Annotated in this window: 23 protein-coding genes; 11 read left to right on the forward strand and 12 right to left on the reverse strand. The window is 36.7% G+C overall.

The window, feature by feature from the left end; all coding sequences use genetic code 11:
* The first annotated feature begins 41 nt into the window (after positions 1-41).
* The 3 genes from CHRYMOREF3P_RS12340 to CHRYMOREF3P_RS12350 are packed head-to-tail and all read left to right on the forward strand — an operon-like array spanning position 42 to position 2,072.
* On the forward strand, positions 42-422 hold the full coding sequence (locus tag CHRYMOREF3P_RS12340) for a 3-hydroxyacyl-ACP dehydratase (RefSeq protein ID WP_077419540.1): 381 nt from the start codon (positions 42-44) through the stop codon (positions 420-422).
* A complete protein-coding gene (locus CHRYMOREF3P_RS12345; RefSeq protein WP_077419539.1) occupies positions 419-895 on the forward strand; it encodes a hypothetical protein in 477 nt (158 codons plus the stop codon). Before CHRYMOREF3P_RS12340 ends, CHRYMOREF3P_RS12345 begins: the two co-directional genes overlap by 4 nt.
* Positions 896-899: 4 nt before the next feature.
* Complete coding sequence (locus CHRYMOREF3P_RS12350; protein WP_180564747.1) at positions 900-2,072, forward strand: DUF2062 domain-containing protein; 1,173 nt, start codon at positions 900-902, stop codon at positions 2,070-2,072.
* A 51-nt stretch (positions 2,073-2,123) separates the two neighbouring features.
* On the opposite strand, the gene CHRYMOREF3P_RS12355 is transcribed toward CHRYMOREF3P_RS12350, so the two are convergent.
* The 9 genes from CHRYMOREF3P_RS12355 to hutH all read right to left on the reverse strand — a co-directional run bounded on the left by CHRYMOREF3P_RS12355 (position 2,124) and on the right by hutH (position 11,958).
* Positions 2,124-3,377 (reverse strand): DUF3887 domain-containing protein, encoded by a 1,254-nt coding sequence (locus tag CHRYMOREF3P_RS12355; RefSeq protein WP_232539020.1) that lies wholly within the window; start codon positions 3,375-3,377, stop codon positions 2,124-2,126.
* Between the two features lie 6 nt (positions 3,378-3,383).
* On the reverse strand, positions 3,384-3,749 hold the full coding sequence (locus tag CHRYMOREF3P_RS12360) for a hypothetical protein (RefSeq protein ID WP_180564749.1): 366 nt from the start codon (positions 3,747-3,749) through the stop codon (positions 3,384-3,386).
* The gene (locus CHRYMOREF3P_RS12365) at positions 3,746-5,434 is read right to left on the reverse strand and encodes a C45 family autoproteolytic acyltransferase/hydolase (protein ID WP_410500204.1); all 1,689 of its coding nucleotides are present in this window, start codon (positions 5,432-5,434) and stop codon (positions 3,746-3,748) included. The genes CHRYMOREF3P_RS12360 and CHRYMOREF3P_RS12365 overlap by 4 nt, the downstream gene beginning before the upstream one ends.
* A 1-nt stretch (position 5,435) precedes the next feature.
* A complete protein-coding gene (locus tag CHRYMOREF3P_RS12370; protein WP_077419534.1) occupies positions 5,436-6,962 on the reverse strand; it encodes a phytoene desaturase family protein in 1,527 nt (508 codons plus the stop codon).
* A 175-nt stretch (positions 6,963-7,137) separates the two neighbouring features.
* The gene (locus tag CHRYMOREF3P_RS12375) at positions 7,138-8,022 is read right to left on the reverse strand and encodes a lipid A biosynthesis acyltransferase (protein WP_077419533.1); all 885 of its coding nucleotides are present in this window, start codon (positions 8,020-8,022) and stop codon (positions 7,138-7,140) included.
* Between the two features lie 121 nt (positions 8,023-8,143).
* The gene (locus tag CHRYMOREF3P_RS12380) at positions 8,144-8,398 is read right to left on the reverse strand and encodes an acyl carrier protein (RefSeq protein WP_047377388.1); all 255 of its coding nucleotides are present in this window, start codon (positions 8,396-8,398) and stop codon (positions 8,144-8,146) included.
* A gap of 4 nt (positions 8,399-8,402) precedes the next feature.
* Complete coding sequence (locus tag CHRYMOREF3P_RS12385; protein WP_180564750.1) at positions 8,403-9,623, reverse strand: beta-ketoacyl-[acyl-carrier-protein] synthase family protein; 1,221 nt, start codon at positions 9,621-9,623, stop codon at positions 8,403-8,405.
* Between the two features lies 1 nt (position 9,624).
* Positions 9,625-10,356: a 3-oxoacyl-ACP reductase FabG gene (fabG, locus tag CHRYMOREF3P_RS12390; protein ID WP_077419531.1), complete on the reverse strand. Its 732-nt coding sequence runs from the start codon at positions 10,354-10,356 to the stop codon at positions 9,625-9,627.
* Between the two features lie 81 nt (positions 10,357-10,437).
* On the reverse strand, positions 10,438-11,958 hold the full coding sequence (hutH, locus tag CHRYMOREF3P_RS12395; protein WP_180564751.1) for a histidine ammonia-lyase: 1,521 nt from the start codon (positions 11,956-11,958) through the stop codon (positions 10,438-10,440).
* A gap of 98 nt (positions 11,959-12,056) precedes the next feature.
* Here hutH and CHRYMOREF3P_RS12400 point away from each other — a divergent pair, with 98 nt between their 5' ends.
* Complete coding sequence (locus CHRYMOREF3P_RS12400; RefSeq protein WP_180564752.1) at positions 12,057-13,313, forward strand: NAD(P)/FAD-dependent oxidoreductase; 1,257 nt, start codon at positions 12,057-12,059, stop codon at positions 13,311-13,313.
* A 35-nt stretch (positions 13,314-13,348) separates the two neighbouring features.
* On the opposite strand, the gene CHRYMOREF3P_RS12405 is transcribed toward CHRYMOREF3P_RS12400, so the two are convergent.
* The 3 genes from CHRYMOREF3P_RS12405 to CHRYMOREF3P_RS12415 form a co-directional block, all read right to left on the reverse strand.
* The gene (locus CHRYMOREF3P_RS12405) at positions 13,349-13,957 is read right to left on the reverse strand and encodes a hypothetical protein (RefSeq protein ID WP_139348606.1); all 609 of its coding nucleotides are present in this window, start codon (positions 13,955-13,957) and stop codon (positions 13,349-13,351) included.
* A gap of 76 nt (positions 13,958-14,033) precedes the next feature.
* Positions 14,034-15,326, reverse strand: a complete 1,293-nt coding sequence (locus CHRYMOREF3P_RS12410; RefSeq protein ID WP_077419527.1) for a phenylacetate--CoA ligase family protein — start codon at positions 15,324-15,326, stop codon at positions 14,034-14,036.
* A 75-nt stretch (positions 15,327-15,401) separates the two neighbouring features.
* Positions 15,402-17,090, reverse strand: coding sequence for a M23 family metallopeptidase (locus tag CHRYMOREF3P_RS12415; RefSeq protein WP_180564753.1), 1,689 nt, complete (start codon positions 17,088-17,090; stop codon positions 15,402-15,404).
* A 372-nt stretch (positions 17,091-17,462) separates the two neighbouring features.
* Here CHRYMOREF3P_RS12415 and ileS point away from each other — a divergent pair, with 372 nt between their 5' ends.
* The 7 genes from ileS (at position 17,463) to trpS (ending at position 24,369) form a co-directional block, all read left to right on the forward strand.
* On the forward strand, positions 17,463-20,858 hold the full coding sequence (ileS, locus tag CHRYMOREF3P_RS12420; RefSeq protein ID WP_180564754.1) for an isoleucine--tRNA ligase: 3,396 nt from the start codon (positions 17,463-17,465) through the stop codon (positions 20,856-20,858).
* A 58-nt stretch (positions 20,859-20,916) separates the two neighbouring features.
* Positions 20,917-21,297 (forward strand): TraR/DksA family transcriptional regulator, encoded by a 381-nt coding sequence (locus CHRYMOREF3P_RS12425; RefSeq protein WP_002983772.1) that lies wholly within the window; start codon positions 20,917-20,919, stop codon positions 21,295-21,297.
* Between the two features lie 80 nt (positions 21,298-21,377).
* Entirely contained in the window at positions 21,378-21,623 is a 246-nt protein-coding gene (locus CHRYMOREF3P_RS12430) for a DUF6576 domain-containing protein (protein WP_077419524.1), read from the forward strand.
* A 16-nt stretch (positions 21,624-21,639) separates the two neighbouring features.
* Entirely contained in the window at positions 21,640-21,834 is a 195-nt protein-coding gene (locus CHRYMOREF3P_RS12435) for a DUF2683 family protein (protein WP_077419523.1), read from the forward strand.
* Positions 21,834-22,475, forward strand: coding sequence for a lipoprotein signal peptidase (locus CHRYMOREF3P_RS12440; RefSeq protein WP_077419522.1), 642 nt, complete (start codon positions 21,834-21,836; stop codon positions 22,473-22,475). Before CHRYMOREF3P_RS12435 ends, CHRYMOREF3P_RS12440 begins: the two co-directional genes overlap by 1 nt.
* 15 nt (positions 22,476-22,490) lie before the next feature.
* Positions 22,491-23,135: a vancomycin high temperature exclusion protein gene (locus CHRYMOREF3P_RS12445; protein ID WP_077419521.1), complete on the forward strand. Its 645-nt coding sequence runs from the start codon at positions 22,491-22,493 to the stop codon at positions 23,133-23,135.
* A 265-nt stretch (positions 23,136-23,400) separates the two neighbouring features.
* Positions 23,401-24,369: a tryptophan--tRNA ligase gene (gene trpS / locus CHRYMOREF3P_RS12450; protein ID WP_077419520.1), complete on the forward strand. Its 969-nt coding sequence runs from the start codon at positions 23,401-23,403 to the stop codon at positions 24,367-24,369.
* Positions 24,370-24,382 lie beyond the last annotated feature (13 nt).

The raw sequence follows: 24,382 nt of genomic DNA on the forward strand, positions 1-24,382 counted from the left end.
GATCAGATTGTATTGTACATTTAATCTTAAAAAATAAGATCATGCAAACCATTCTTACAGATTTTTATACATTAACATCCTATGAGAAAGCAGAAGACGGAAAGTTTACTGCTCACATCCATCTCAATAAAGACCACGATATTTTCAAAGGCCATTTCCCTGGAAATCCGGTGACTCCCGGTGTTTGTATGATGCAGATCATTAAAGAACTGACAGAGGAATTTACAGATTCAAAATTGTTTCTGAAAACAGCATCCAATGTAAAATTCATGGCAATTATCAATCCTTTTGAAACACCTGATCTGGTACTTCAACTGGATATTAATGAAAGTGAAGAAGATGTGAAAGTAAAAAATATAACTTCTTTTGGCGAGACTATTGCATTAAAATTGTCTGTAAGCTATAAAAAATTATCGTCATGAATCTTATCTTCTCATTCATAACAGCATTTGTCTTTTTCTTTCAGTCTGACCTTGAAACGCTGAGAAACAGCTATGCTAAAGCCAATGAATCTAGCAGTAATACACAAAACTTCATTGAAACCGCGGAAAAACAATCCGGTTCTGATGCGGTGACTGTAGGGTATAAAGCCGCGGCGAAGATTATGGAAGCAAAAGTTGTCAAAAGCAACAGAAAATCGCTGGTTAAAACAGGTGCTACAAGTCTTGAAGCGGTTATCAAAAGTAACCCCAGCAATGCGGAACTTCGTCTGATCAGAATGAGTGTTCAGGAAAACATCCCTAAAATTGTTGGATACCGTGGAAGCCTGAAGGATGATAAAGCATTTCTTCTGAATAATTACAGCAAACAAAATGCAGCATTAAAAAGCTACATCAAAAGGTTTGCAATGCAGTCTAAAACCATTACAGAGGCGGAAAGAGCCACTTTAAAATAAAAGAATGTCCCTTGCTGAAGTACAAAATGCAATTTCTGAAAAGAAGATATGCGTTTTAATACCTACCTACAATAATGAAAAGACTCTGAACAGGGTTATTGACGGTGTTCTCAACTACACCGGAAGTATTATTGTGGTCAATGACGGTTCCACCGATTCTACCCCTCAGATTCTTGCCCAATATCCTCAGATCATGATAATCTCTTTACCGGAGAACAAAGGAAAGGGGAATGCCCTTAAAACAGGTTTTAGAGCGGCAAAGAAATCAGGATATGGTTATGCTATCACCATTGATTCGGACGGGCAGCATTATCCGGATGATATTCCTGTATTTGTAGAGGCCCTTCTTCAGGAAAAAGAGGAGGTTCTTCTGATTGGAAACAGAAATATGTCTCAGGATGGTATTCCCAAGAAAAGCAGCTTTGGAAACCGTTTTTCCAATTTCTGGTTTTGGTTTGAAACCGGAATTAAACTGGAAGATACACAATCCGGTTACAGGCTTTATCCTTTGCATAGAATTCCAAAGAAATATTTTACCCCTAAGTTTGAATTTGAAATTGAAATCATTGTAAGAACCGCATGGAGACATGTTCCGGTAAAGAATGTTCCAATCAAAGTTTTGTATGATCCGGCAGAACGTGTTTCACATTTCCGACCTTTCAAAGATTTTACGAGAATCAGTATTCTGAATACAATTCTGGTAACGATCACTTTATTTTATATTATTCCTAGAAATTTTCTGAATAATTTCAAAAAAAAAAGCTTTAAAAAGTTCATTCAGGAAGATGTCTTAGAAAGTGACGGAAGCAACCGTACAAAGGCCTTTTCTATTGCATTGGGAGTCTTTATAGGACTTTCACCGTTCTGGGGGTTTCAGACACTTTTAGTCATCAGTTTATCTGTACTTTTTAAACTCAATAAAGTACTTGCATTTGTGGCCTCCAATGTGAGCCTTCCTCCGTTTATTCCTTTTATTATTGCGGCTTCTCTGTTTCTGGGTGCTCCATTTGTAAGTGGTGACAGCGATATTTTAAACCAGGATTTAAACTTTGAACTGATTAAAAACAATCTGGTACAATATATCATCGGCAGTTTTATCTTAAGCACTACACTTTCTGCTATTGCAGGGATAACTTCTTTTCTGTTTCTGAATAAAGTAAGCCCGGAAAATAATTAAAAAAGCCCGGAACAAAGTTCCAGGCTTATGAGAGCAATGATCTCATTGCATTTATTTCAGAATAAACTGTGTAAGGTCTTTTAAAAACTGTTCATCCACCTTCCCCTTTGTTTCATAATCCCTTGGAGATGGTTTTCCGGAACCTGCAATGAATAAATGACTTAATGTTGGATAAAATTTAAAAACGGCTGTTTTATCATTTTTCAATGTTTCTTTCCACAGGTTGAAATCTTTCTCTGTCACCTGATAATCTCTTCCTCCTTGTGCAAAGAACATGGGAGCTTTGATTTTTTTTACCTCTTTAAGCTGATTATAGTCCTTTAAATATTTCCAATACGGAGCAGGCTGCCCCAAAGGAAGCTCTGTTGCTGGTGAATTTAAGTTAAATTGGGGTGAATTTAAAAATGCGACCTGTTTTTTCACTTCCTGAACAGCTTCAGCAGGTACTTTAGCTGGATCCATAGAGTGAAGATATTCGTACTGTTCTACTAATAAATCCTGTAGTGGTCTCGCATTTCCAGCCATAAAAACATACTTCGAAACTTGTGCTTTTTCTGCAATCTTAGGCATCATATAAGCTCCCTGGCTGTGTCCCAGAATGATAATCTGATATCCTTTATACTCAGGATTATTTTTAAAATAAAGAGCTGCATTTACGGCATCATTGATGGTTTCCTCTTCTACGGTAGATTTTTCATTCAATGTCTCAGGGTAAGAATAGTTTCTTTTATCATATCGGTAGGAAGCAATTCCGTTGGCTAAAAGGTATTCTGCAATATCTTTAAAGGGTTTGTTTTCTCCAATTGTTTCGTCTCTGTCATTCGCTCCGGAACCATGAACAAAAATAACCAGTTTCTTTTTATCATTCGACGGAGGAACCAGCAGTGTTCCATTCAGTTCAATACCATCGCTTTTTATTTTCAGTGTAGTCTTCTCATCCGGTTTTTCAAATATTTTGTGAGGAACTAAAAAGAAACCCAGCATTTTATTATTCTCACCAAAAGTAAGCTGAACATCCAGTTTTGTTTTTTCAAATTCGGAATAGTAATAATAGATATTTCCTTCATTATACACTTCCAGGATATTTTTTAATCCTCCTATCTGTCCCTGAAGCTGTTCTGTGATAGCCTTAAGCTGCTCCACGGGAATCTGTCCTGCTACTGAAGGATCAAAGTAAGAATGTGCTTTTTCTATATTTTTATCTACCAGTAAGGTTTTGATAAAAGTATTTCCGATCTCTTTTCTGTCCTGAGAAAATGATAAGAGAGACCATACAGTAAGGAATAGGGTTAAAAGTTTTGTCATATTCAATTATTTATAAACAATATCAGAAAATGCTAATGGCGTCATCATGATGGTGACAAATATCGCAATAATTACCAGAGCTAATTGCGTTATATGATATATTTTTTCTCTTTCGTTTTCGTCAATTTCAAAAGTAAATTTTATCTTATCCGGCCTACTGATAACCAACCAGATAAAAAGCAGAATAACTAAATTCATAATTACAGGCATTATCAGAAATATTTTACTTCCGTAATTGTCTTTCATATTTCCATATCCATGAATGGTTATGATTTCAGGTATTGAGCTGTAAACCGTACACAAATAAACAGAATAGCCAATAATGATGACAAAGGGAATGCAGAACAGCAGTTTTATATATTTAGGGATCATTTCAGTTTCTTTAAAGTTTTCTTCAGGTATTTTTCTACATTTTTTCTGTCTGGAACAGTCGTAATCTCTTTCGTCAAAGCTTTTTCAAATTCAATTTTTGCCTTTAAGTATTCTTTTTTGTTAAAATAATATTTTCCTGATTGATAGTAGACCAGCCAAAAATCCGGATTCATAGATTGATAAGAAGGGATAACATCATCTGTTAACAGTGTATTTTTATCGTCGGCAGCCTCATTTATTTCTTTACCGTACATTTTAGACAATTCATAGTTTTGGAATTCTTCAGAATCTGCGAAGGGATCATGTGGAATATTCAGACTTGATTTTGAAAAGTCATCAGGCTGCAATCCTTTTTCTGAAAAGATTTCGTTCAGATCATAACATACAAATTCTCCAAGCTGATAAGGATTTGAAGACACCCAGACCAGTTTTTTCTGAGGCGAAAATATAACGGCATGGTGAGCTAAAAGCTGATTGAGTGCTTTTTCATTACCATAGCCTATGTTTTCATCTTTTAAGCCGGATCTGTTTCTTAAAATGGAAGCCATCTTTTCCGGGGTCATCTTTTTTTCTTCCTGTAACAGCTCCTGAAGTCTTTCATAACGGTATTCAGAATGGCTTTCTTCAATATGTTTCTGATTTCTTTTATCATCTTTATAGGCGTCAGACTGGAAATGATTGGTGCAAAGAACCCTGCTGGTATTTTGTACTCTGTACACTCCGAAATTTTTAGGTGAAACTTCAATGATGACTGCATTTTTATCCGCAGCACTTCCCACAAGAATGGATTCTGAAACAAAAACTTTCCTTTTTTTAGCAATGGCAATCGCTTCCTCAATATTTTTAGCATATTGCAGAATTTCTCTTGTAACAAGGGAAATAGGCGTTTTTGCCGTTAAAGGAATTTTTGATTTTCCAGCGTTAATAGTTACTGTAATTCCTTCTTTATTCATCCCGGACACCACACCAATCATTCCCGGCCAGCTTACTGACATGTATGGGATTCCTTCTTCCGGCTGAACAAATTCTACCAACTTATTTTTTGCAAAATCATCTCCTACATAAAAATCGAAATTTCTTCCGATCAGCAGATCACCATCTTCTGTATTTTCATTCCAAACCGCAAGAGAAGTACAGCCTACCATAGCGAGATCCTGCATTGCATGCCCAATATCATGAGCTCCATGCAGGTAAAGGTTTCTTAAATATTTCGGAGCGATAAAATCATATTGATCAGATGAATATTGTGACAAACCATACAATTCTGCCTGATAATCTTCTCTTACATTGAGATACATTTTTCTGGTGTACCATTTTAAAAAGCCTCTTAGCAGCCTCTGCTTAAATTTTGACGGTACAAATCCTTCAACTTTTGAAAAGAAGATTCCTTCCTGTTTCTGCATTAAACTTTGAGTCAATGCTCCATTATTATATCCCAGCTGCAAAGGATTTCCTTTGATATAAAGTTCCCAGAGCTGCTGCTTGTTTTTTGTAAGGTAATTCTGATTATAACTGAAAGTACTGTCATTGATACGGGCTACTTTCGGAACCTCCAGCGAATACTGTTTTACATCAGGAATATGACGGATAGATTTTGATATTCCGCAGGAAGTGAGGAAAAAACAAAAAGCAAGGTAAAGAAGAGTTCTTTTATAGGATGAATAAATGGAATTCGTTTTTTTCACTTTAGTTTTTATTAATCATTTGTGTCAACCGAATATCTATGGTCTCTTTTCCTAAGATTTCCGCACACGTATTAAAAGCACCAATGGTAACACCTAAAATCCCGTGCATATTAACGGATTGTCCGGTAAGAAACAGATTGTCGATTTTGGTACGGGGAGAAACCATTGTTTTAAGAGGATTCTCCGAGCTTTTCATGTATCCGTACATATTTCCTTCAAAATTCCCGATATAGTCACGGTAAGACAAGGGAGAAGAAGTATATATTGTTTTGATGGCATGCCTTAGATTAGGAATTTTCTTTTCCAGAGCATCAAGCATTTTTTCTGTTTTTTCAAGTTTAAATCTTTCATACGCTTCTCCTCTTTCATGCTCATCCGCTACGGTATTGAATGTATTTTCCCATTCTTTAACCTCATCAAAATCCATATAGGAAATTGCAGTCAGACTTTCTGCAAATTCAGGATGATGCTTCGAGGGCGTGGATGAAAGCATATAGGTTTCCGGCCATGATTCTTTCCGGTAACGGAATGCATTCCAGACCTGTTCTTCTGATGAATAATGATATCTGTTGTAATTGAAATTCGGAAGACTGTGAGGTCTTAAAACCAGATAAATACTAAAGCATGATGAAACCGGCTTCCAGCTCAAAACCCTGTTCAGAAAGGATTTCTTAAGTCTTTCCTCTCCAATTAGTTTAATAGTGGAACGAATCTCTATATTTGAAATAAACTGTTTTGCTGAATATTCTTTTCCTTCTTTCGTTTTTACGGATACCAGTACATTATTTTCATTAAAAACAAAGTCCGAAACTTCTGAATGTTTGTGTATTTCCGCTCCATATTCCCGAAGTTTTCTGATCAGAAGTTTAGAGATCTGGCTGCCTCCTTTTACACATTTGTAGGCGCTTTGGATATAAGAATTTACCGTTAAAGCATGTACATAGAAAGGTATATCTTCAGAGTCTCCGGCATATAAAAAATTGGAACCCAGTAAAACAGCCTGAAGCCTTTTGTTCTGGGTAACGGATTCAATAAATCTTTTGGTATTAAGATGCAGTATTTCCTCGTTGTAATTATCTTTTCCTACCACATGATATCTTGGAAACTGGCTGCAGACATACTGAATCTCTTCACAGTAGTTTTCAAGGTTTACTTTCTCTTCAGGAAAATACTTAGAAAGCTGCTCAACGAAATTCTGATAGCCCTGTGCATGTGGATATTCTATTTCATCTTCTCCAAAACTGATCCTGTCATAGCCATCTTCATCCATCAGCTGAAGCTCCAGATCATCCATAATTTCCAGATAGGAAAAGAAGAGGTTCAGATTCTGCCCTTTGGACAGCCCTCCGAGATAATGGACACCTGTATCAAAAATCAGTTTGTCCCGTGAAAAGGTCTGCAGATTTCCTCCGTATTGATTATTTTTCTCAAGAACACACACTTTCATACCTTCTTTCGCCAAAATAAGAGCCGAAACAAGACCTCCCAATCCGCTGCCGATTACAAGTATGTCATATGCTTTCTTCAAAAGAGAACGTGCTTTTAATAATTAAGAAACAGGGAATTTAAGATATTTAAAGATTACTTTGGTACAGTAAACAAAGAAATTTTATTTGGAAAATACTATTTAATGATCTTAATTCTCAGTAAATCTTAATGGTTTTTAGTTTTTCGTTTGTTTTTACAGGATAAAAATAGAAAAATTAATCAACATCATCCCAAAAATCAAAATAATTAAACCATTGAAGAGGATATTTTTTCACCATGGTTTCAAGATTCTGAACATAAGACTGCAAAAGCCCTTGTGAATCTCGGTTTTTGATATTCTGGGCCACTCTTGCATACAGATGATAATGAAGATTATTTTCTTTCATTACATAGACATAGATCACAGGAACTCCTAATCTTGAGGCGATCATAAAAGGACCCGCCGGAAACTTTGCGCTCTTTCCCAACAATTCTGCCTCCAGATATTTGGATCCTTCAAAATAACGGTCTCCGGTGAAGCAGATCAGCTCATTTTCGGATAAAGCTTTATTGATCTCAAAGATATGCGACATATCTTCTTTTACATAGATGAACTTGATATTACTTTCTTTTACGGCAACGCTCTCCAGATATTCTTTAATCACGGTAACTTCCTGATCTGTGGTCACGAGATTGATCTGGCAGTCGAAGTCGATATCTGCAAAAAAATGCTCTGCAATTTCAAAATTACCGATATGAGCACTGATCAGCACTCCTCCTTTTTTAGCAGCTAAAAGATCTCTGAGATTTTCAATACCGTCAAACTCATAAGTGTATTTGCCTCTGAGCCCGGCAGAAATTGCCGTTTTATCAATCAGAACTTTTCCGAAGGTAAAATAACTTTTAAATATAAAGGCTTTGGATTTCCAGTATCCATAGTTCAGTCTTTTCTGAAAGTAATACCGTATATATTGATTACTCTTCTTCTGAAACAGTGAATAATAGGCTGCTACAAAGTAAAGCACCCCATATGAACTTCTGATTCCGATATTTCTAATACACCAGACGAATATTCTGTATCCGAGTACTGTTCCTTTAGATTTACCTTTCCACTTGTTCATATATAGAATTTAATATAACAGAGAACCAATGTAATAATACCTTTTTTAAAAGTAACCGTTACCGGATCACCCTGATATTATTACATTGGCCCATTTTATAGAATAAAGATTTACTCAATAACTAAGCGTTTTTTTCAGCAATCTTATTTTCAATCGTTGTATAGAAATCATCAAATGTTACCATTTTTTTGAAATCAGCTTCTCCTAATTTCACGCCGAAATTGGATTCGATCACGACTACCATGTCGATATAATCCAGGCTGTCTAAGCCCAGTGTATTTTTAAGGTTGGCATCATTACTGATTTCGTCTCCGTCTACCTCGAATTCGTTTACCAGAAAATCATTAACGATGGCAACAATTTTTTCCCTTTCCATGTTTTTAATCAAATTTTTTTACTATTAGTGCAGAATTGGTTCCCCCAAACCCAAAAGAATTCGACAAAAATACATCAATTTTTTGATTTTTTGTTTTTGCGACCAAATTTATCTTTTGTGCTTCATTATCAGGATTTTCCAGATTAATATTGGGAGCTACAAAATCGTTCTGCATCATCAGAATAGAGTAGATCACTTCACTTGCACCCGCCATCCAGCACTCATGTCCGGTCATAGATTTGGTAGAACTTACAGGAACTTCACTACCGAAAATCTCATAGATTGCTTTTGCCTCGTTGGCATCACCAATTGGAGTAGAAGTCGCATGAGCATTGATATAATCGATGTCTGAAGCTTTTAATCCTGACTGTTTTAATGCTCTGTCCATGGCCAAAGCAGGTCCGTCTACATTGGGTGTTGAAATATGACCTCCGTTTGAAGAAAAACCGTATCCGATAATTTCTGCAATGATTGGAACACCTCTTCTTTGGGCAGATTCTAAGCTTTCAACAATCAGACTGGCAGCACCTCCGCTTGGAATCAATCCGTCTCTTTCTGCATCGAAAGGTCTGGATGCTTTTGTGGGTTCATCTTCTCTGGCTGAAAAAACTCCCAGCCCGTCAAAGCTCGCCATAGAATATTTATTAGTTTCCTGAGCACCGCCACAGATAATCATGTCCTGAAAACCATTTTTGATCATCATATAAGCCAGTCCCAATGAATGGGATCCACTTGCGCAGGCTGCACTGATGGTAAGATTGATTCCTTTCAGTTTAAAAATAGTTGAAAGGTTCATTGTCACTGTTGAATTCATTGATTTGAAGATCGCTCCCGACCCCATCAATGTAGTATCTTTCTTTTCCCTGGCAATATCAATAGATTCTACGACTGCCTGGGAAACACTGTCGTTTCCATATAAAATTCCCACTTCATGAGAATTCAGGAACTCTTCATCCAGATTCGCCTGCGTCAATGCATCCATAGTAGCCAGATACGCATATTCGCTTTCTTCTCCCATACTGATACGCTGGCGTCTGTTTAAGAGGTTTTTCAGATCGGGTTTTGGAACAACTCCTGTAAGGCCAGACCTGAAACCAAATTCTTTTCTATCCGGATCTAAAACAATACCGGATTTTCCTTGATATAGGGATTCCCTGACCTCTTCTAAAGACGTCCCGATGCAGGAATAAATTCCCATTCCGGTAATTACAACCCTATTTTCCATGTTATGAATAAATTCCTCCGTTAATATTAATCACTTCTCCTGTAATGTAAGAAGATTTTTTAGATGCTAAAAATGCTACAAGATCCGCCACTTCTTCCGCTTCTCCAAATCTGTTGGCAGGAATCATTGCTTTCAGTTCTTCTTCATTAAAGTCCTGGGTCATATCTGTTTTGATGAAACCCGGAGCAACAGCATTTACGGTAACATTTCTTTTGGCAACTTCCTGAGCAAGAGCTTTTGTAGCACCTATCACAGCTCCTTTTGCTGCAGAGTAATTCGTTTGACCGGCTGTTCCTTTTACACCGGATACCGAAACCATATTGATGATTCTTCCGTATTTGTTACGAAGCAGCTTTTGGATAAAGAAATTAGTTACATTGAAAAATCCATCCAGACTTGTATTGATCACGCTATTCCAGTCTTCTTTCTGCATCCACATAAAAAGGCCATCTCTTGTGATTCCAGCATTATTGACAATAACTTCTACCACTGAATCAGGGTTTCTATCCTGCCATTCAGTTAAAACAGCTTGTGTTTCTTCAGTGTTTCCTACATCAAATTTAAGGATTTCTCCGGTAGCACCCAATTCTTCAACTTTAGCCAATGTTTCTTTTGCTGCCACTTCGTTTGAAGCGTAGTTGATAAGGATATGATAGTTTTTCTCTTCAGCCAGTTTTATACAGATTGCTTTCCCGATTCCTCTGGAACCTCCTGTTACAATTGCACATTTCATGCGTTAGTGTTTATATCGTTTTTAGTTTTTTTAAGTTGAGTGATACGTCTTTCTTTGAAGACAATCCAGAACAGCAAATAGTTACATTCCTTTCAGATATCTCTTTACTTCCTCCAGATACGGATACATTACCATATCATCTGAGAAAGCAGGAATTATTTTTCTGATTTCATCATACAGCTCTTTTGTAGAGGATGAAACTTTATCCTGGAACCCAAGATATTCAACAGCCTGAATAATCGTAATCGCTTCGATTGCTAATACTTCAAAGGCATTTTCAATCACTTTTCTGCAGATCACCGCAGCATTGGTTCCCATGCTAACGATATCCTGATTATCATTATTGTTTGGAATACTGTGAACATACATAGAATTCGACAGCATCTGACTCTCCGCCGTTGTAGAGGTTGCCGTAAACTGTACACCCTGCATCCCGAAATTGAAACCTAATTTACCTAAATTTACAAAAGGAGGCAAAATTTCATTGATTTTAGCATTCAGAAGATAGTTCAACTGTCTTTCAGCTAGCATGGTCAGTTTGGTTACCACAATCTTAAGTTTGTCCATTTCCAGAGAGATGTAGTCTCCATGGAAGTTTCCTCCGTGGTAAACATGTTGGTCTTCAACGTTAATGATTGGGTTATCATTGGCAGAATTAATCTCGTTCTCAAGCACCTTTTCTGTATATTCCAACGTATCCAATACCGGACCTAAAATCTGAGGAACACATCTTAAAGAATAATATTCCTGAACTTTTTCCTTGAATACTTTCTCCTGTTCCTCGAAATGAGTATAAAGATGATCTTCTCTTTTTCTGATCAGTTTACTGTCTGCCAGGTGAGCACGCATTCTTTCTGCTACTTTCTGCTGACCGTAATGTTTTTTGGTTCCGTTCAAAGCTTCTGATAAATGATCATCATAAGCCTGAACAATTTCGTTAATTGCACAAGAAAGTCTAAGAGAGAAATCTGTAAGCTGATTCGCTTTATAGGCATTCACAATACCGATTCCTGACATTACAGAAGTTCCGTTCATCAAAGCAAGACCTTCACGGATCTCTACTTTTATCGGTTCCAATCCTTCAGTTTCAAAAACCTGTTTTGTAGATTTTCTTTCTCCTTTATAAAAGACTTCTCCTTCTCCTATCAGTACCAAAGCCAGGTGAGCCAGCTGAACAAGGTCGCCGCTTGCTCCTACTCCTCCATGTTCAAATATCAATGGGGTAATATCTCTGTTGATCAGCTCCTGAAGAAGATAGATCACAGACTGATGTACTCCTGAATTCCCTAATGATAAAGTATTCAGTCTTGCCAGCATACATGCCTTCACCTCATCTGCAGGTAAAGGGTTTCCAATTCCTGAAGAATGGCTTCTTATAAGGTTATACTGAAGCTGGTGTGTATCTTCATCACTGATTTTGAACTGAGCCATCGGCCCAAAGCCGGTGTTTACACCATATATTACTTTATTTTTTGAAAATTCCTTTAAAAACTGAAAACTCTTATCCACTCTTGATAAAAGTGATTCATCCAGTTCTATTTTTTCATTCTCAATGATAATTTTTTGAAAGTCTTTCAGTTCTAAAAAGTTATTTATTTTCATCAATTAAAAGTAATAGTTGATAATTTTGTAAAATATTAATTATTTGTCACTAATTTTGCGGCAAAGATAAAAGTTATTATTAAAATAAAAAATCAAAGATGAGCAAAGAATTTGTTGACGTTCTTGTAATCGGAGCCGGACCCTCCGGATGCGTGTCTTCTTCCTACTTAAAGAAGAATAATGTCAGCGTAAAAGTAGTCGAAAAGACAAAGTTTCCAAGACTGGTTGTCGGAGAAAGCTTAATTCCAAGGGTAATGGACCACTTTGAAGAGGCCGGACTTTTCCCTGCATTAGACAAAATGGGCTTTGAAAAAAAGCTTGGAGCACGTTTTCTTCGCGGCGATGAAGTCTGCATTTTTGATTTCAGCAACAAATTCGGGGAAGGCTGGGACTGGACCTGGCAGGTTCCGAGAGCTGATTTTGATAATACTCTTGCTCAGGAAGTCATTAATAAAGGAATTGATCTTGAATTTGAAACTGAAGTTATTGACATACAATTTGACGGAACAGATTCTGTAACGACGGTAAGAACTAAAGATGGAGAAACGAAAGAAATCCATGCTAAGTTTGTTATTGATTCCAGCGGCTACGGAAGAGTACTGCCTCGTCTGCTTGATTTAGAAAAACCTTCAAAACTGTCTCCTCACTCTGCAATTTTCTCTCATGTAGACGATATCAATAGAGAACCGGGAGAGGAAGGAACTTTGATTTCTTTTGATATTATTGAAACAGAAGTATGGCTTTGGGTAATTCCCTTTTCCAACGGAAATACAAGTTTAGGAATTGTAGGCCCAACGGAATATATCGACAAATTATCTGAGAACGGAGATACAACAGAGGCTTTAAGAAAAGCTATTTCTCTTTCTGATTATTATGTAAAACGTTTTGGGAATGTAGATTTTCTTTTTGAGCCAAAACATCTGAAAGATTATTCCTGTTCGGTAAAAAGTTTATTCGGAGACGGATTTGCTTTAACCGGGAATGCTTCAGAATTCCTTGATCCGGTATTCTCTTCAGGAATGGCTTTTGCTACAGAATCCGGAATGCTGGCCGCCAAACTGGCATTAAGACAATTAAACGGAGAAAAAATTGACTGGCAGAGGGAATACACAGACTACATTTTATATGGAGTGGATGTTTTCACAACATACGTAAAAGAATGGTATACCGGAAACCTTCAGGAGCTCTTCTTCCACCAACCGGAAAATCCGGATGTAAAGAAAAAGATCTGTGCTGTTTTAGCAGGTTATGTCTGGAACAAAGACAATCCTTTTGTGAAAAAGCACGATACCGTTATTAAAAACCTTGCGAACCTGATCAAATCAGAAAAACAGGAGCAGCAAAACCAAGCATAAAAAAAACGGTCTGAATTTTCAGACCGTTTTTTGTTTTATTTTAAAGACTTTTTAATTTCTCTTCCTAAATACCTTCCGGCAGAATCATAGGCTGAGGCTATTCTTCCGTACTCCATTACAAATTCTTTATTTTGCACAAATTTATCAAACTTATTAAGTTCTACTTCAGCTAAAACAACAGAAGGATTATCTGTTTCCACCAGTTTTATTTTACCTGATATTTCAGCAGTCATTGCAGTAATTCCGGCATGCCAGCCCGGAAATATCCAATTTGTTTCCAAGCGCAGAGTATATTTTGCAGCAGCATCTTTTTTAAATGAAATATTTTTATAGGTCTTATTCAAACCCTTTGCAAAATAGTCCACATAATATTCCTTTTTGTATTTTTCCCATTCTTCAATCCATTGTTTCCATGCCTCTTCTCCTCTTTTAGGATTGTCCAGAACTTGTTTTTTCCTGTTTTCAAGATATTGAGTTTCTGTAATATTTTCTTTCATAAATAGTACATTCTCAAACTTAACCTCAACGTTTACTTCAGTCTGATCTTTCAAAACACCCAAACTTCCGGCAACTAATTTCATTTTTTCCTGTCCGAAAGCAGTGGTCATTATAACTACAAAGACCAGCAATAATAGTTTTTTCATAGTGTATTAGCTTTTTACTTTTAGAGCCCAAAGATATTATAAAAGGAAGCTTCTATTGACTCTTTATTTTTTAATTTTATCTTAAATCAATAAAAGTGATTGGTTTCCTGCTGTTTGGATTAAAAACTGTTTTAGATAAGATATCAAAGTCAATGATTTCAATTTTCGGACTTACTCTCAATTTTGCACGGAAGTGATCTCTGACTTCATTCACAAAGCTGTCGTATTCTTCTTCAGTGCTTAGTTTGATAATAATTTCATCAAGTCCGATGTCGTTAGCCTGAATGACGATCTGGTAGCATAAGATAGTATTAAAATCATTCAAAATATCGTTCATTGCCGGCGGATACAAAGTTGTTCCTTTGTATTTGATCATTTGTTGTTTCCTGCCTACCACAGGCCCTAATCTCATTGTACTTCTTCCACACAGGCATGGTTCATAGTGCGCTTTTACAATATCTCCGGTTTTAAATCTTAACAAAGGAATAGCTTCTACTCCTAAAGTAGTGATGGTAAGCTCGCCACTTTCTCCTTCTTGTACAGGGTTTCCGTTGTCGTCCAGAATTTCTGTAATGATCAGTTCCGGGTGGTGATGTCCTCCAATCTGAAATTCGCACTCTGTAAAAGCGGTACTCATTTCTGTAGAGGCATAGGTTGAAAAAAGTTTTATATTCCACTTTTCCTTGATTTTCTGAGAAAGGATATTATCTGTAAAATCCTGGTTTTTGATACTTTCTCCGATACACACAGCTCCATAAACACTGGAATTTTTATAATCCAATCCATGTTTCTCGGCATAGTCAATCATTTTCAACAGGAAAGAAGGAACGGTAATCAGATATTTAGGTTTGTATCTGAAAATGGAATCCCATTGCAGTTCAGGAATTCCAGGTCCCATTCTCACTACGCTTGCTCCCATTTTTCTTAACCCCAGAAAATAAGCAAGTCCCGCCATAAACCTTTTGTCTATGGTGGTAATCATCTGAACAACATCCCCTTTTTGAATTCCGGCACAGGCAAAAGAGATCGCTTCGTTATAAGCCAGTCTTTCGAGATCATTATCCGAAAGCCCGAAAGTAACCGGATCTCCCAACGTTCCGGAAGTGGTACTGTAATCCACAATCTTATCCGGTGTTATGCAGAAAAAATCATGGTTGTACTGCTGCAGATCATTCTTCGTCGTTGTAGGGATTTTCTGAAGATCCTCCAAAGTACGGATATCAGCAATATGGATATTATTTTCTCTGAACAGTTTTTGATAAAAAGGTGAATGAGCTTCCAGATACCCCAAAAGTTCATGAAGTTTTTCTTCCTGAAATAGTTTGATTTCCTGAGTCCCTGCTTTCTCGATTGACGGATGAAATTCCAATGATTTTAATTTTTAAAGAGCAAATTTATTTAATTAAAATTAAAAGATTTAAAGATTCAAGTATTAAAAGATTATTTATCTCTGGAAAGTAAAGGATTGTATGTTTGTATTTCCAGCGGTATTTACTGTTGTAACTTTTAAAGTATGAGAACCTGATCCTCTCGGGCACTTTTCATCAAAGGTGTAGATAAAATTATCTTTTACACGGGCAAAGCGAAGCCACTTCCCATCCAGTTCGGCCCGGAATGAAACAATATCTCCCACTTTTGTTGTTCCTTTTAACAATAAAGAACTGTTATTAACCAGTGCTCCTTCACTCCAGCCTGATGAAACAGATGGCTGATTATTGTCTATTAATAATTTTGCGGTACCCAATCTATTGAATTTACCTTCTGCCCAGTCGTTATTCCATTGTACCTTGACGACATCTTTGTCACTGCCATAATCAAGGAGAATAACGGCTTTATCTTTTTCTGTATTGGTTAATTTTCTATTCGGTTTTATTTTCAAAGTATATTCAACATGAACCGGGATATATGGACTATGCAAAACAATACTATTTGAAATCGCATTGGGATCGCTATCCGGTTTTTCATAGGCATTGAAATTTACTGCATCATATACTGTATTTTTGCTGAAATTAATCTCAGTATTTTCGGTAGAAATTGTTTTTCCTTCATTAGGCATTAGCGTTTTTCCTGTAGAAGATACTTTGTCCGAAGTTTTATTGAACTGAAGTTTTGTTGTTAACCGGCTTGTATTTCCTTTTGTATCTTTCAAGATAATTTCAATCGTATGAACCTCTTCATCCGGGAGATTGATAATCCCTGCCAGATTGGAAAGACTATAATTCTGAAGTTTCATCCCCGGTAAAACTGACAAATGCTGAATTCCCATTTTATCCCTGATGAATTTAGTATAATCTATGCAGCCGTTGATATAGCGAGTCTCGTCATAATGTACTTTATCAATTTTAAAACTATAAATCAACTTGCCATCCATCAATAATTCTGCGTTATAAATCCCCAGATTAAACCCTTGATTGGCTTTATCTACGGCTTTAATGGCAAAACTTATTTCCGGAGAATTAACCTGAACGAGATGAGAAGTATAAACATTTCCAGCTTTTTTTACTGCAATTCCGTTCGCGCCAGGTTCGTAGGTACTGAAACGTCGGTCATACCAATACAGTCCGCTGATAATGGGTGCTACAGTATCTGGAATAGCAAAACCGAAAAGCAAGGGATTAAGACATTCTTCTGTTTTGGTATCTCTTATTTCAAAATGTAAATGCGGACCAGCAGAGCCTCCGGTATTTCCACTTAGTGCAATTTGCTGTCCTTTTTCCACCGGAAACTGTCCAGGCTGGAACGTGATATCCTGTTCCCACTTTTCGTCTTTATATTGTCTTTCCTTTACATATTCATCAAGCTTATTGAAGTATTTGTTCAAATGGGCATACACAGTAGTATAGCCATTGGGATGAGTAATGTACACTGCATTTCCAAAACCGTTCCGTTCCACTTTTATTCTGCTCACATATCCTTCTGCTGCGGCAACAACCGGCAAATTTTCCTGACTGTTCGTTCTTAAATCAAGTCCCATATGAAAGTGGTTTGTCCTTACAGCACCAAAATTGGCAGCTAGCTGCATGGGAATATTCAAAGGATTCCGGAAATAATTCTGAGGGTAATTATTTTGAGCCTGTATAATGCTCGTGTTGATAAAACAAACAAAAAGCATCAGTTGATAAAAGGTTTTCATACAGCATTTGGATTTAGAGCTACTTAAATATACGAATTTCCAATCATCATGTCCTTATTTTTGAATTGATATAAGTATTTCTTAACCACAGATTACACGGATTTTCACAGATGTTTATGTTTTTAGATGTAGACAACTTTTTAGTTTCGGCTAAAGCCACTTCTATTGAATAAATTACATAAAATTTCACATGAAAACAGCCAGAAAAATTCACTTATTGACCATTCACTATTCACTTTTTTCACTTTCTCTATTTATATTTCTGAGATTGAACTTTTTAATAGATGATATCAAAATAAAACATATATTATAAACCGACAAATTTTAGTAAATTTGCAGACTTAATTAATCAACGATATTGAGATATTTACAATGAGCCAATTTAAAGAATACAAAAACCTCAACCTTATTGACGTAGCAGAGAATGTAGCGGAATTTTGGAAACAAAATAAAACTTTCAATAAGAGTGTTGAGATTCGTCAGGGAAATCCTGAGTTTGTTTTTTATGAAGGTCCGCCTTCAGCAAACGGTATGCCTGGAATTCATCACGTAATGGCAAGAGCATTGAAAGATATTTTCTGCCGTTACCAGACTCAAAACGGAAAGCAGGTTTTCCGTAAAGCAGGCTGGGATACGCATGGTCTTCCTGTGGAACTGGGTGTAGAAAAAGAATTAGGAATCACGAAAGAAGATATTGGCAAAAAAATCTCTATTGAAGATTATAACAGAGCTTGCCGTGAAGCGGTAATGCGTTACACTGATGTTTGGAATAATCTTACGGAGAAAATCGGATATTGGGTAGACCTTGATGATCCGTACATCACGTACAAGTCAAAATATATGGAAACCGTTTGGTGGTTATTGAAACAATTATATGACAAAAGCTTGTTGTATAAAGGGTATACGATCCAGCCTTACTCTCCGAAAGCAGGAACAGGACTTTCTTCTCACGAGCTGAATCAGCCCGGGACCTATCGTGATGTTTCAGACACAACGGTTGTCGCTCAGTTTAAAGTAAAAAAAGACTCTTCAGCATTATTCAATGATGTGGACGGAGATGTTCATATCCTTGCATGGACGACAACTCCATGGACATTGCCATCCAATACAGCTCTTACTGTAGGGAGAGATATTGAATATGTTGTAGTTAAAACTTTCAACCAATATACATTTGAACCCGTAACTGTTGTTTTATCAAGAGTTCTTTTACCTAAAGTTTTCGGTAAAAAATATACAGAAGGTACAGATGAAGATTTTGCCAACTATACTTCAGAAACTAAAGTAATTCCTTTCAAGGTTTTAAAAGAGTTTACAGGAGAAAAACTTGTTGACACGAGATATGAGCAATTAGTTCCTTGGTTTACACCCAACGATAATGCTGAAAATGCATTCAGAGTAATCCTGGGAGATTTCGTAACGACAGAGGACGGTACAGGTGTCGTTCATACAGCGCCTACTTTTGGTGCTGATGATGCGAGAGTTGCTAAAATGGCTCAGCCTGAGATCCCGCCAATGTTGGTGAAGGACGAAAATGACAACCTTGTGCCATTGGTAGATTTACAGGGTAAATTCATCAAAGGTGAAAATGTTCCTGAGGTATTCTCCGGAACCTATATCAAAAACGAATATTACGATGAAGGAACTGCTCCTGAGAAATCATGGGATGTAGAACTTGCGATCCTATTGAAAATAGAGAACAAAGCCTTCAAAGTAGAAAAATATGTTCACTCTTATCCACATTGCTGGAGAACTGACAAACCGGTATTGTATTATCCGCTGGATTCATGGTTTGTAAAAATGACCGCTGTAAAAGACAGATTGGTTAATTTGAACAAAGAAATCAACTGGAAACCAAAAGCTACCGGAGAAGGACGTTTTGCTAACTGGTTGGAAAATGTAAACGACTGGAATCTTTCCCGTTCAAGATATTGGGGTATTCCGTTGCCAATCTGGAGAACAGATGACCTGAAAGAAGAAAAGATCATCGGTTCTGTAGAAGAGTTATACAACGAAATCGAGAAATCAATTGCAGCTGGATTGATGACTGAAAACCCGTTCCAAGGTTTTATCATCGGAAGTATGGCTGAGTCTAACTATGAGCTTGTGGATCTTCACAAAAACGTAGTAGACAAAATAGTATTGGTTTCTGACTCAGGAAAAGCAATGAGACGTGAAAGCGACCTGATCGACGTTTGGTTCGATTCAGGGTCTATGCCTTATGCTCAATTGCATTATCCTTTTGAAAATAAAGAATTAATCGACAACAATAAGGCATTCCCTGCTGATTTCATCGCAGAAGGTGTTGACCAGACCCGCGGATGGTTCTATACACTTCACGCGATCGGAACTGCTGTGTTTGATTCTGTTGCTTATAAAAATGTAATGAGTAATGGTCTTGTTCTGGATAAGAACGGACAGAAGATGTCAAAACGTTTAGGAAATGCTGTAGATCCGTTTGAAACACTTTCTGTATATGGACCGGATGCTACCCGTTGGTATATGATCTCCAATGCAAACCCGTGGGAAAACCTGAAGTTTGACATTGAAGGAATTGACGAAGTAAGAAGAAAGTTCTTCGGAACGCTTTACAATACCTATTCATTCTTTGCTTTATATGCGAATGTTGACGGCTTCAACTATTCAGAAAAGGAAGTGGAAAACCGTCCTGAAATTGACAGATGGGTTCTTTCTGAACTGAATCTTCTGATCAAAGAAGTAAAAGCTTTCTATGAAGACTATGAACCCACAAGAGTAGCAAGAGCAATCAGCACTTTTGTAAATGATAACCTGAGTAACTGGTATGTAAGATTATGCAGAAGACGTTTCTGGAAAGGAGAATATTCTGATGACAAGATCTCTGCTTACCAAACATTATACACATGTCTTGAAGTAGTGGCTAAGCTATCTGCTCCTATTGCTCCGTTCTTTATGGATCAATTATACCAGGACCTGAATAAAGTAACAGGTAAAGAGAACTGTGAATCTGTACACTTAACAGACTTCCCGGTAGCTGATGAAAGCTTAATTGATCAGGATCTGGTTGAAAAAACACATCTTGCTCAGAACATTACAAGTATGGTCTTCTCACTAAGAAAGAAAGAAAATGTAAAAGTTCGTCAGCCGTTACAAAAAGTATTGGTTCCTGTATTGGATTCTAAAACAGAAGCGCAAATTCTTGCTGTTGCGGATCTGATCAAACAGGAAGTAAACGTGAAAGAATTACAGTTAATCAATGCTGAAGAAGCATCTCACTTAATTGTAAAACAGATAAAACCCAACTTCAAAGCTCTTGGTCCTAAATTAGGAAAAGACATGAAGGTGGTAGGTGCCGAGATTGCAAATCTTAATACAGAACAGATTGCCGGTCTTGAAAAAGAAGGAAAACTAGATGTTCAGGGATATGAAATCACACTTGATGATGTGGAAATTTCTACAAAAGATATCCCGGGATGGACGGTTACTTCAGACGGTAAAACAACTGTGGCATTAGATTTGACGTTAACCGATGAGCTAAAATCTGAAGGTATCGCAAGAGAATTCATCAACAGAATTCAAAACCTGCGAAAAGATAAAGACTTTGAACTGACAGACAAGATTAATATCTCCATTGAAGAAAACTCACCTTTCCTTAATGATATTAAGAAAAATGAAGAATATATTTCTTCTGAAGTCTTGTCAAATAAAATAGAAATTGTATCTTCACTTTCAAATTTTAACGAAATCGAAATAGATGAGGTTAATTTTAAGATAAATGTTGAAAAAAATTAACATGTAGTTATTATATTTCAAATTCCATTTCATAATTTTATTAAAAAAGAGAACGAATATGTCAGACGAAAGAGTTAGATACAGCGATGCTGATTTACAGGAATTTAAGGCAATTATTAAAGAAAAAATAGAAAAAGCAGAAAAGGATCTTCAGCTTATCAGAGAAAGTTTCATCAATGACCAGAATAATGGAACTGATGATACCTCTCCTACTTTCAAAGCTTTTGAGGAAGGAGCAGAAACATTGAGCAAAGAGCAGAACTCTATTTTGGCAGGAAGACAGGAAAAATTTGTGCGTGATCTTAAAAATGCTTTGATCAGAATCGAAAATAAAACGTATGGTGTTTGCAGAGTAACAGGAAAACTGATTCCTAAGGAAAGACTTTTAGCCGTTCCTCATGCTACGCTGAGCATCGAAGCGAAAAACATGCAAAAATAACCGCAAGGTTTGTAAAAAATAATATTGGGTTTATATCGTATTCACGGATACTTTATAAACCTAATTTTTAATGTATACCTATGAGCGAATTATTAATTTTAGGATTTATTATCGCAATAGCATTACTGTTTTTCAATAGAGAATGGATTAAAAACAGATTCTTTTCTGAACCTCAGAAAAACTATACTATTGATGATCAATTCAATTCTGATAAACGCGAGCGGGAGAAAGAGATCGACAGACTTTTAAGCAAAATGGGCAGAAACGGAATCAGTGATTTATCTGAAAAAGATAGAAAACGACTCGACGAATTGTCCAAAATGTAAAAATTAAATATAAGAAATGGAATCTATTATAGTACATCCAAAAAATGCAATGGAGCTTAGCGCACTGAAAAGTGTACTGAAAGAAATGAACATTAAATTTGAAAAAGCTCATGTTAAAAGTTCGTATAACGGACAGAAAGTGGTTAAGAAAGCAAGTGATAATAAAAATATAAAACCTGCTGCAAAACCTTCAAAACCTAAAGGAGAGTAATGAAAAAGATATTAGCGATAACATTTTTAGTGTTGTTGATTGACCAGGCTTCAAAAATTTACATCAAAACTCATTTTGAACTGAATGAAAGTATTCCTGTAGTCAATGGTTTCTTTAACAAAACTTTTGTTGAAAACCCTGGAATGGCTTATGGATTTCATTTTGGCGGAATCATCGGGAAATACTTTCTGGTAATCCTAAGAGTTTTCCTGATTGGAGGAATGGTATATATGTTTAAAAAATGGTTGAAAGACGGAGCATCCAATTATCTTTTGATTCCTATGGCCATCATTTTCGCCGGAGCAATCGGAAATCTTATTGACGGAATGTTTTATGGGATGATCTTCGACACCGGAACAGTGTATGACGCCAGTACTGACCGATGGATTGGGTATGGAGGTATCTCTAAGCTTGTTCCTTTTGGGCAGGGATATTCTACCTTTATGAAAGGCTGTGTAGTGGATATGCTTCATTTCCCGGTAGTAGACTGGTACGTCCCTGAAAGCTGGCCTTTAATAGGAGGAAAACATATTGAGTTCTTCAAATATATTTTCAATGTTGCCGATTCTGCGATCACAGTAGGTGCAGCTTTCCTTCTAATCTTCAGAAAAAAAGCATTTCCAAACGGGCTTGAGTTTTAAAAGATGTATTTTCGGATGAAAAAAATAATCAAAAATATTTTTAAAATTTTCCTGCTTCTTCTGGTTGCAGGAATTATTTTTATTGCCTGGGCAAATTACAGCATAAAAAAGGACAGCGAATCTTTCGTTTCCTATAATATTGCAGATGTACCGGAAGCAAAAACGGGTCTGTTACTGGGAACCGGAAAACTTCTGAGCAACGGAACCCCGAATGCTTATTTCTACAATAGAATTGAAGCTGCTGCCAACTTATACAAAAGCAGAAAAATCCAATATATTATTGTAAGTGGTGACAACAGCACCAAAGACTATAATGAACCTGAAGATATGCAGCTGGCATTAATGCAGAAAGGAGTTCCACAGGATAAAATCATTTTAGATCATGCCGGATTCAGAACACTGGATTCTGTGGTAAGGGCAAAAGATATTTTCAGCCAGACAAAACTGGTGATTATCTCTCAGAAATTCCACAATGAAAGAGCTGTTTTCCTGGCCAGAAAAAACGGAATGGAAGCCTTTGGTTATAATGCTGCTGATGTAAATAAATACGCAGGTTTAAAGACCAATATGAGAGAGTACGCTGCCAAAGCTAAGGCATACTGGGACCTTCTTTTCGGAGTAGAACCTAAATTTGGTGGGGAGAAAATTGTGATTCCTTAATATTTTTTAACCACGGATTTCACAGATAATGGTGGAGAAGGATACTGGATTATGAGTTGAGAGGTTTTGGCTAAAGCCAATAATGAATTCTTAATTTAAAGCTGGCTGGGCTTTCTTCGTCTCCGCTCAGAATTATATCCCACCTCCATTGAATTTTAAATGACAACATCTTTTATCTTTTATCTTTTATCTTTTATCTTTCGTTATTCCCAACAAACCTCGTAAATTTGTAATTCATTAATTCTTTAATATAAATTTTAAACAAATGTCAAGAATTCTTACCGGCATTCAAGCCACCGGAACACCCCATCTTGGAAACTTATTAGGGGCAATTATTCCTGCTATTGAACTATCCAAGCAGGAAGGAAATGAATCATTTTTATTTATTGCGAATCTTCACACGCTTACACAGATTAAAGATGCGCAAACGTTAAGACAAAATACCTACGAGATTGCTGCGGCTTGGCTTGCTTGTGGATTAGATACTGAAAAAACATTTTTCTACAGACAAAGTGATATCGCTGAAACCTGTGAACTTTCTTGGCATTTATCATGTTTTTTTCCTTATCAAAGATTAACATTGGCTCATTCATTCAAGGATAAGGCTGACAGACTTCAGGATGTAAATGCAGGTTTATTTACTTACCCAATTCTGATGGCTGCAGATATTTTACTGTATGATGCAGAGATTGTACCTGTAGGAAAGGATCAGCTTCAGCATTTGGAAATTGCAAGAGATGTAGCTTCCAGGTTTAATAATCAAATGGGAGAAGTGCTTGTATTACCACAAGCAGAACTTCAGCAGGACACGAAATATGTTCCCGGAACTGATGGGCGTAAAATGTCTAAATCAATGGGAAATATTATCAATATTTTCTTACCTGAAAAGGAACTGAAAAAACAGGTAATGAGCATTGAATCAGATTCTAAATCTCTGGAGGAACCTAAAGATCCCGAAACTGATAAAACCTTCCAGATCTATGAACTTATTGCAACACCTGAACAAACTGAAGAGCTAAGAGTAAAATATCTTGCCGGAAACTTCGGATACGGACATGCTAAGAAGGAATTACTGGATCTTATTCTGGTACGTTTTGAGAAAGAAAGAGAAACGTTCGCTTATTATATGAACAACCTTGATGAGCTGGAAGCAAAACTACAGCAAGGTGCCGAGAAAACCAGACCTATTGCCCTGGAAACTCTTAAAAGAGTAAGAACAAGCTTAGGATTTTAATACTAAGTTGTAA

This window comes from Chryseobacterium sp. JV274 (assembly GCF_903969135.1).
Taxonomy (GTDB): Bacteria; Bacteroidota; Bacteroidia; order Flavobacteriales; family Weeksellaceae; genus Chryseobacterium.

Coding starts and splice junctions, on each gene's coding strand:
- CHRYMOREF3P_RS12340 (WP_077419540.1), top strand. CDS start 42: ATGCAAACCATTCTTACAGATTTTTATACATTAACATCCTATGAGAAA.
- CHRYMOREF3P_RS12345 (WP_077419539.1), top strand. CDS start 419: ATGAATCTTATCTTCTCATTCATAACAGCATTTGTCTTTTTCTTTCAG.
- CHRYMOREF3P_RS12350 (WP_180564747.1), top strand. CDS start 900: ATGTCCCTTGCTGAAGTACAAAATGCAATTTCTGAAAAGAAGATATGC.
- CHRYMOREF3P_RS12355 (WP_232539020.1), bottom strand. CDS start 3,377: ATGACAAAACTTTTAACCCTATTCCTTACTGTATGGTCTCTCTTATCA.
- CHRYMOREF3P_RS12360 (WP_180564749.1), bottom strand. CDS start 3,749: ATGATCCCTAAATATATAAAACTGCTGTTCTGCATTCCCTTTGTCATC.
- CHRYMOREF3P_RS12375 (WP_077419533.1), bottom strand. CDS start 8,022: ATGAACAAGTGGAAAGGTAAATCTAAAGGAACAGTACTCGGATACAGA.
- CHRYMOREF3P_RS12380 (WP_047377388.1), bottom strand. CDS start 8,398: ATGGAAAGGGAAAAAATTGTTGCCATCGTTAATGATTTTCTGGTAAAC.
- CHRYMOREF3P_RS12385 (WP_180564750.1), bottom strand. CDS start 9,623: ATGGAAAATAGGGTTGTAATTACCGGAATGGGAATTTATTCCTGCATC.
- fabG (WP_077419531.1), bottom strand. CDS start 10,356: ATGAAATGTGCAATTGTAACAGGAGGTTCCAGAGGAATCGGGAAAGCA.
- hutH (WP_180564751.1), bottom strand. CDS start 11,958: ATGAAAATAAATAACTTTTTAGAACTGAAAGACTTTCAAAAAATTATC.
- CHRYMOREF3P_RS12400 (WP_180564752.1), top strand. CDS start 12,057: ATGAGCAAAGAATTTGTTGACGTTCTTGTAATCGGAGCCGGACCCTCC.
- CHRYMOREF3P_RS12405 (WP_139348606.1), bottom strand. CDS start 13,957: ATGAAAAAACTATTATTGCTGGTCTTTGTAGTTATAATGACCACTGCT.
- CHRYMOREF3P_RS12415 (WP_180564753.1), bottom strand. CDS start 17,090: ATGAAAACCTTTTATCAACTGATGCTTTTTGTTTGTTTTATCAACACG.
- ileS (WP_180564754.1), top strand. CDS start 17,463: ATGAGCCAATTTAAAGAATACAAAAACCTCAACCTTATTGACGTAGCA.
- CHRYMOREF3P_RS12425 (WP_002983772.1), top strand. CDS start 20,917: ATGTCAGACGAAAGAGTTAGATACAGCGATGCTGATTTACAGGAATTT.
- CHRYMOREF3P_RS12430 (WP_077419524.1), top strand. CDS start 21,378: ATGAGCGAATTATTAATTTTAGGATTTATTATCGCAATAGCATTACTG.
- CHRYMOREF3P_RS12435 (WP_077419523.1), top strand. CDS start 21,640: ATGGAATCTATTATAGTACATCCAAAAAATGCAATGGAGCTTAGCGCA.
- CHRYMOREF3P_RS12440 (WP_077419522.1), top strand. CDS start 21,834: ATGAAAAAGATATTAGCGATAACATTTTTAGTGTTGTTGATTGACCAG.
- CHRYMOREF3P_RS12445 (WP_077419521.1), top strand. CDS start 22,491: ATGAAAAAAATAATCAAAAATATTTTTAAAATTTTCCTGCTTCTTCTG.
- trpS (WP_077419520.1), top strand. CDS start 23,401: ATGTCAAGAATTCTTACCGGCATTCAAGCCACCGGAACACCCCATCTT.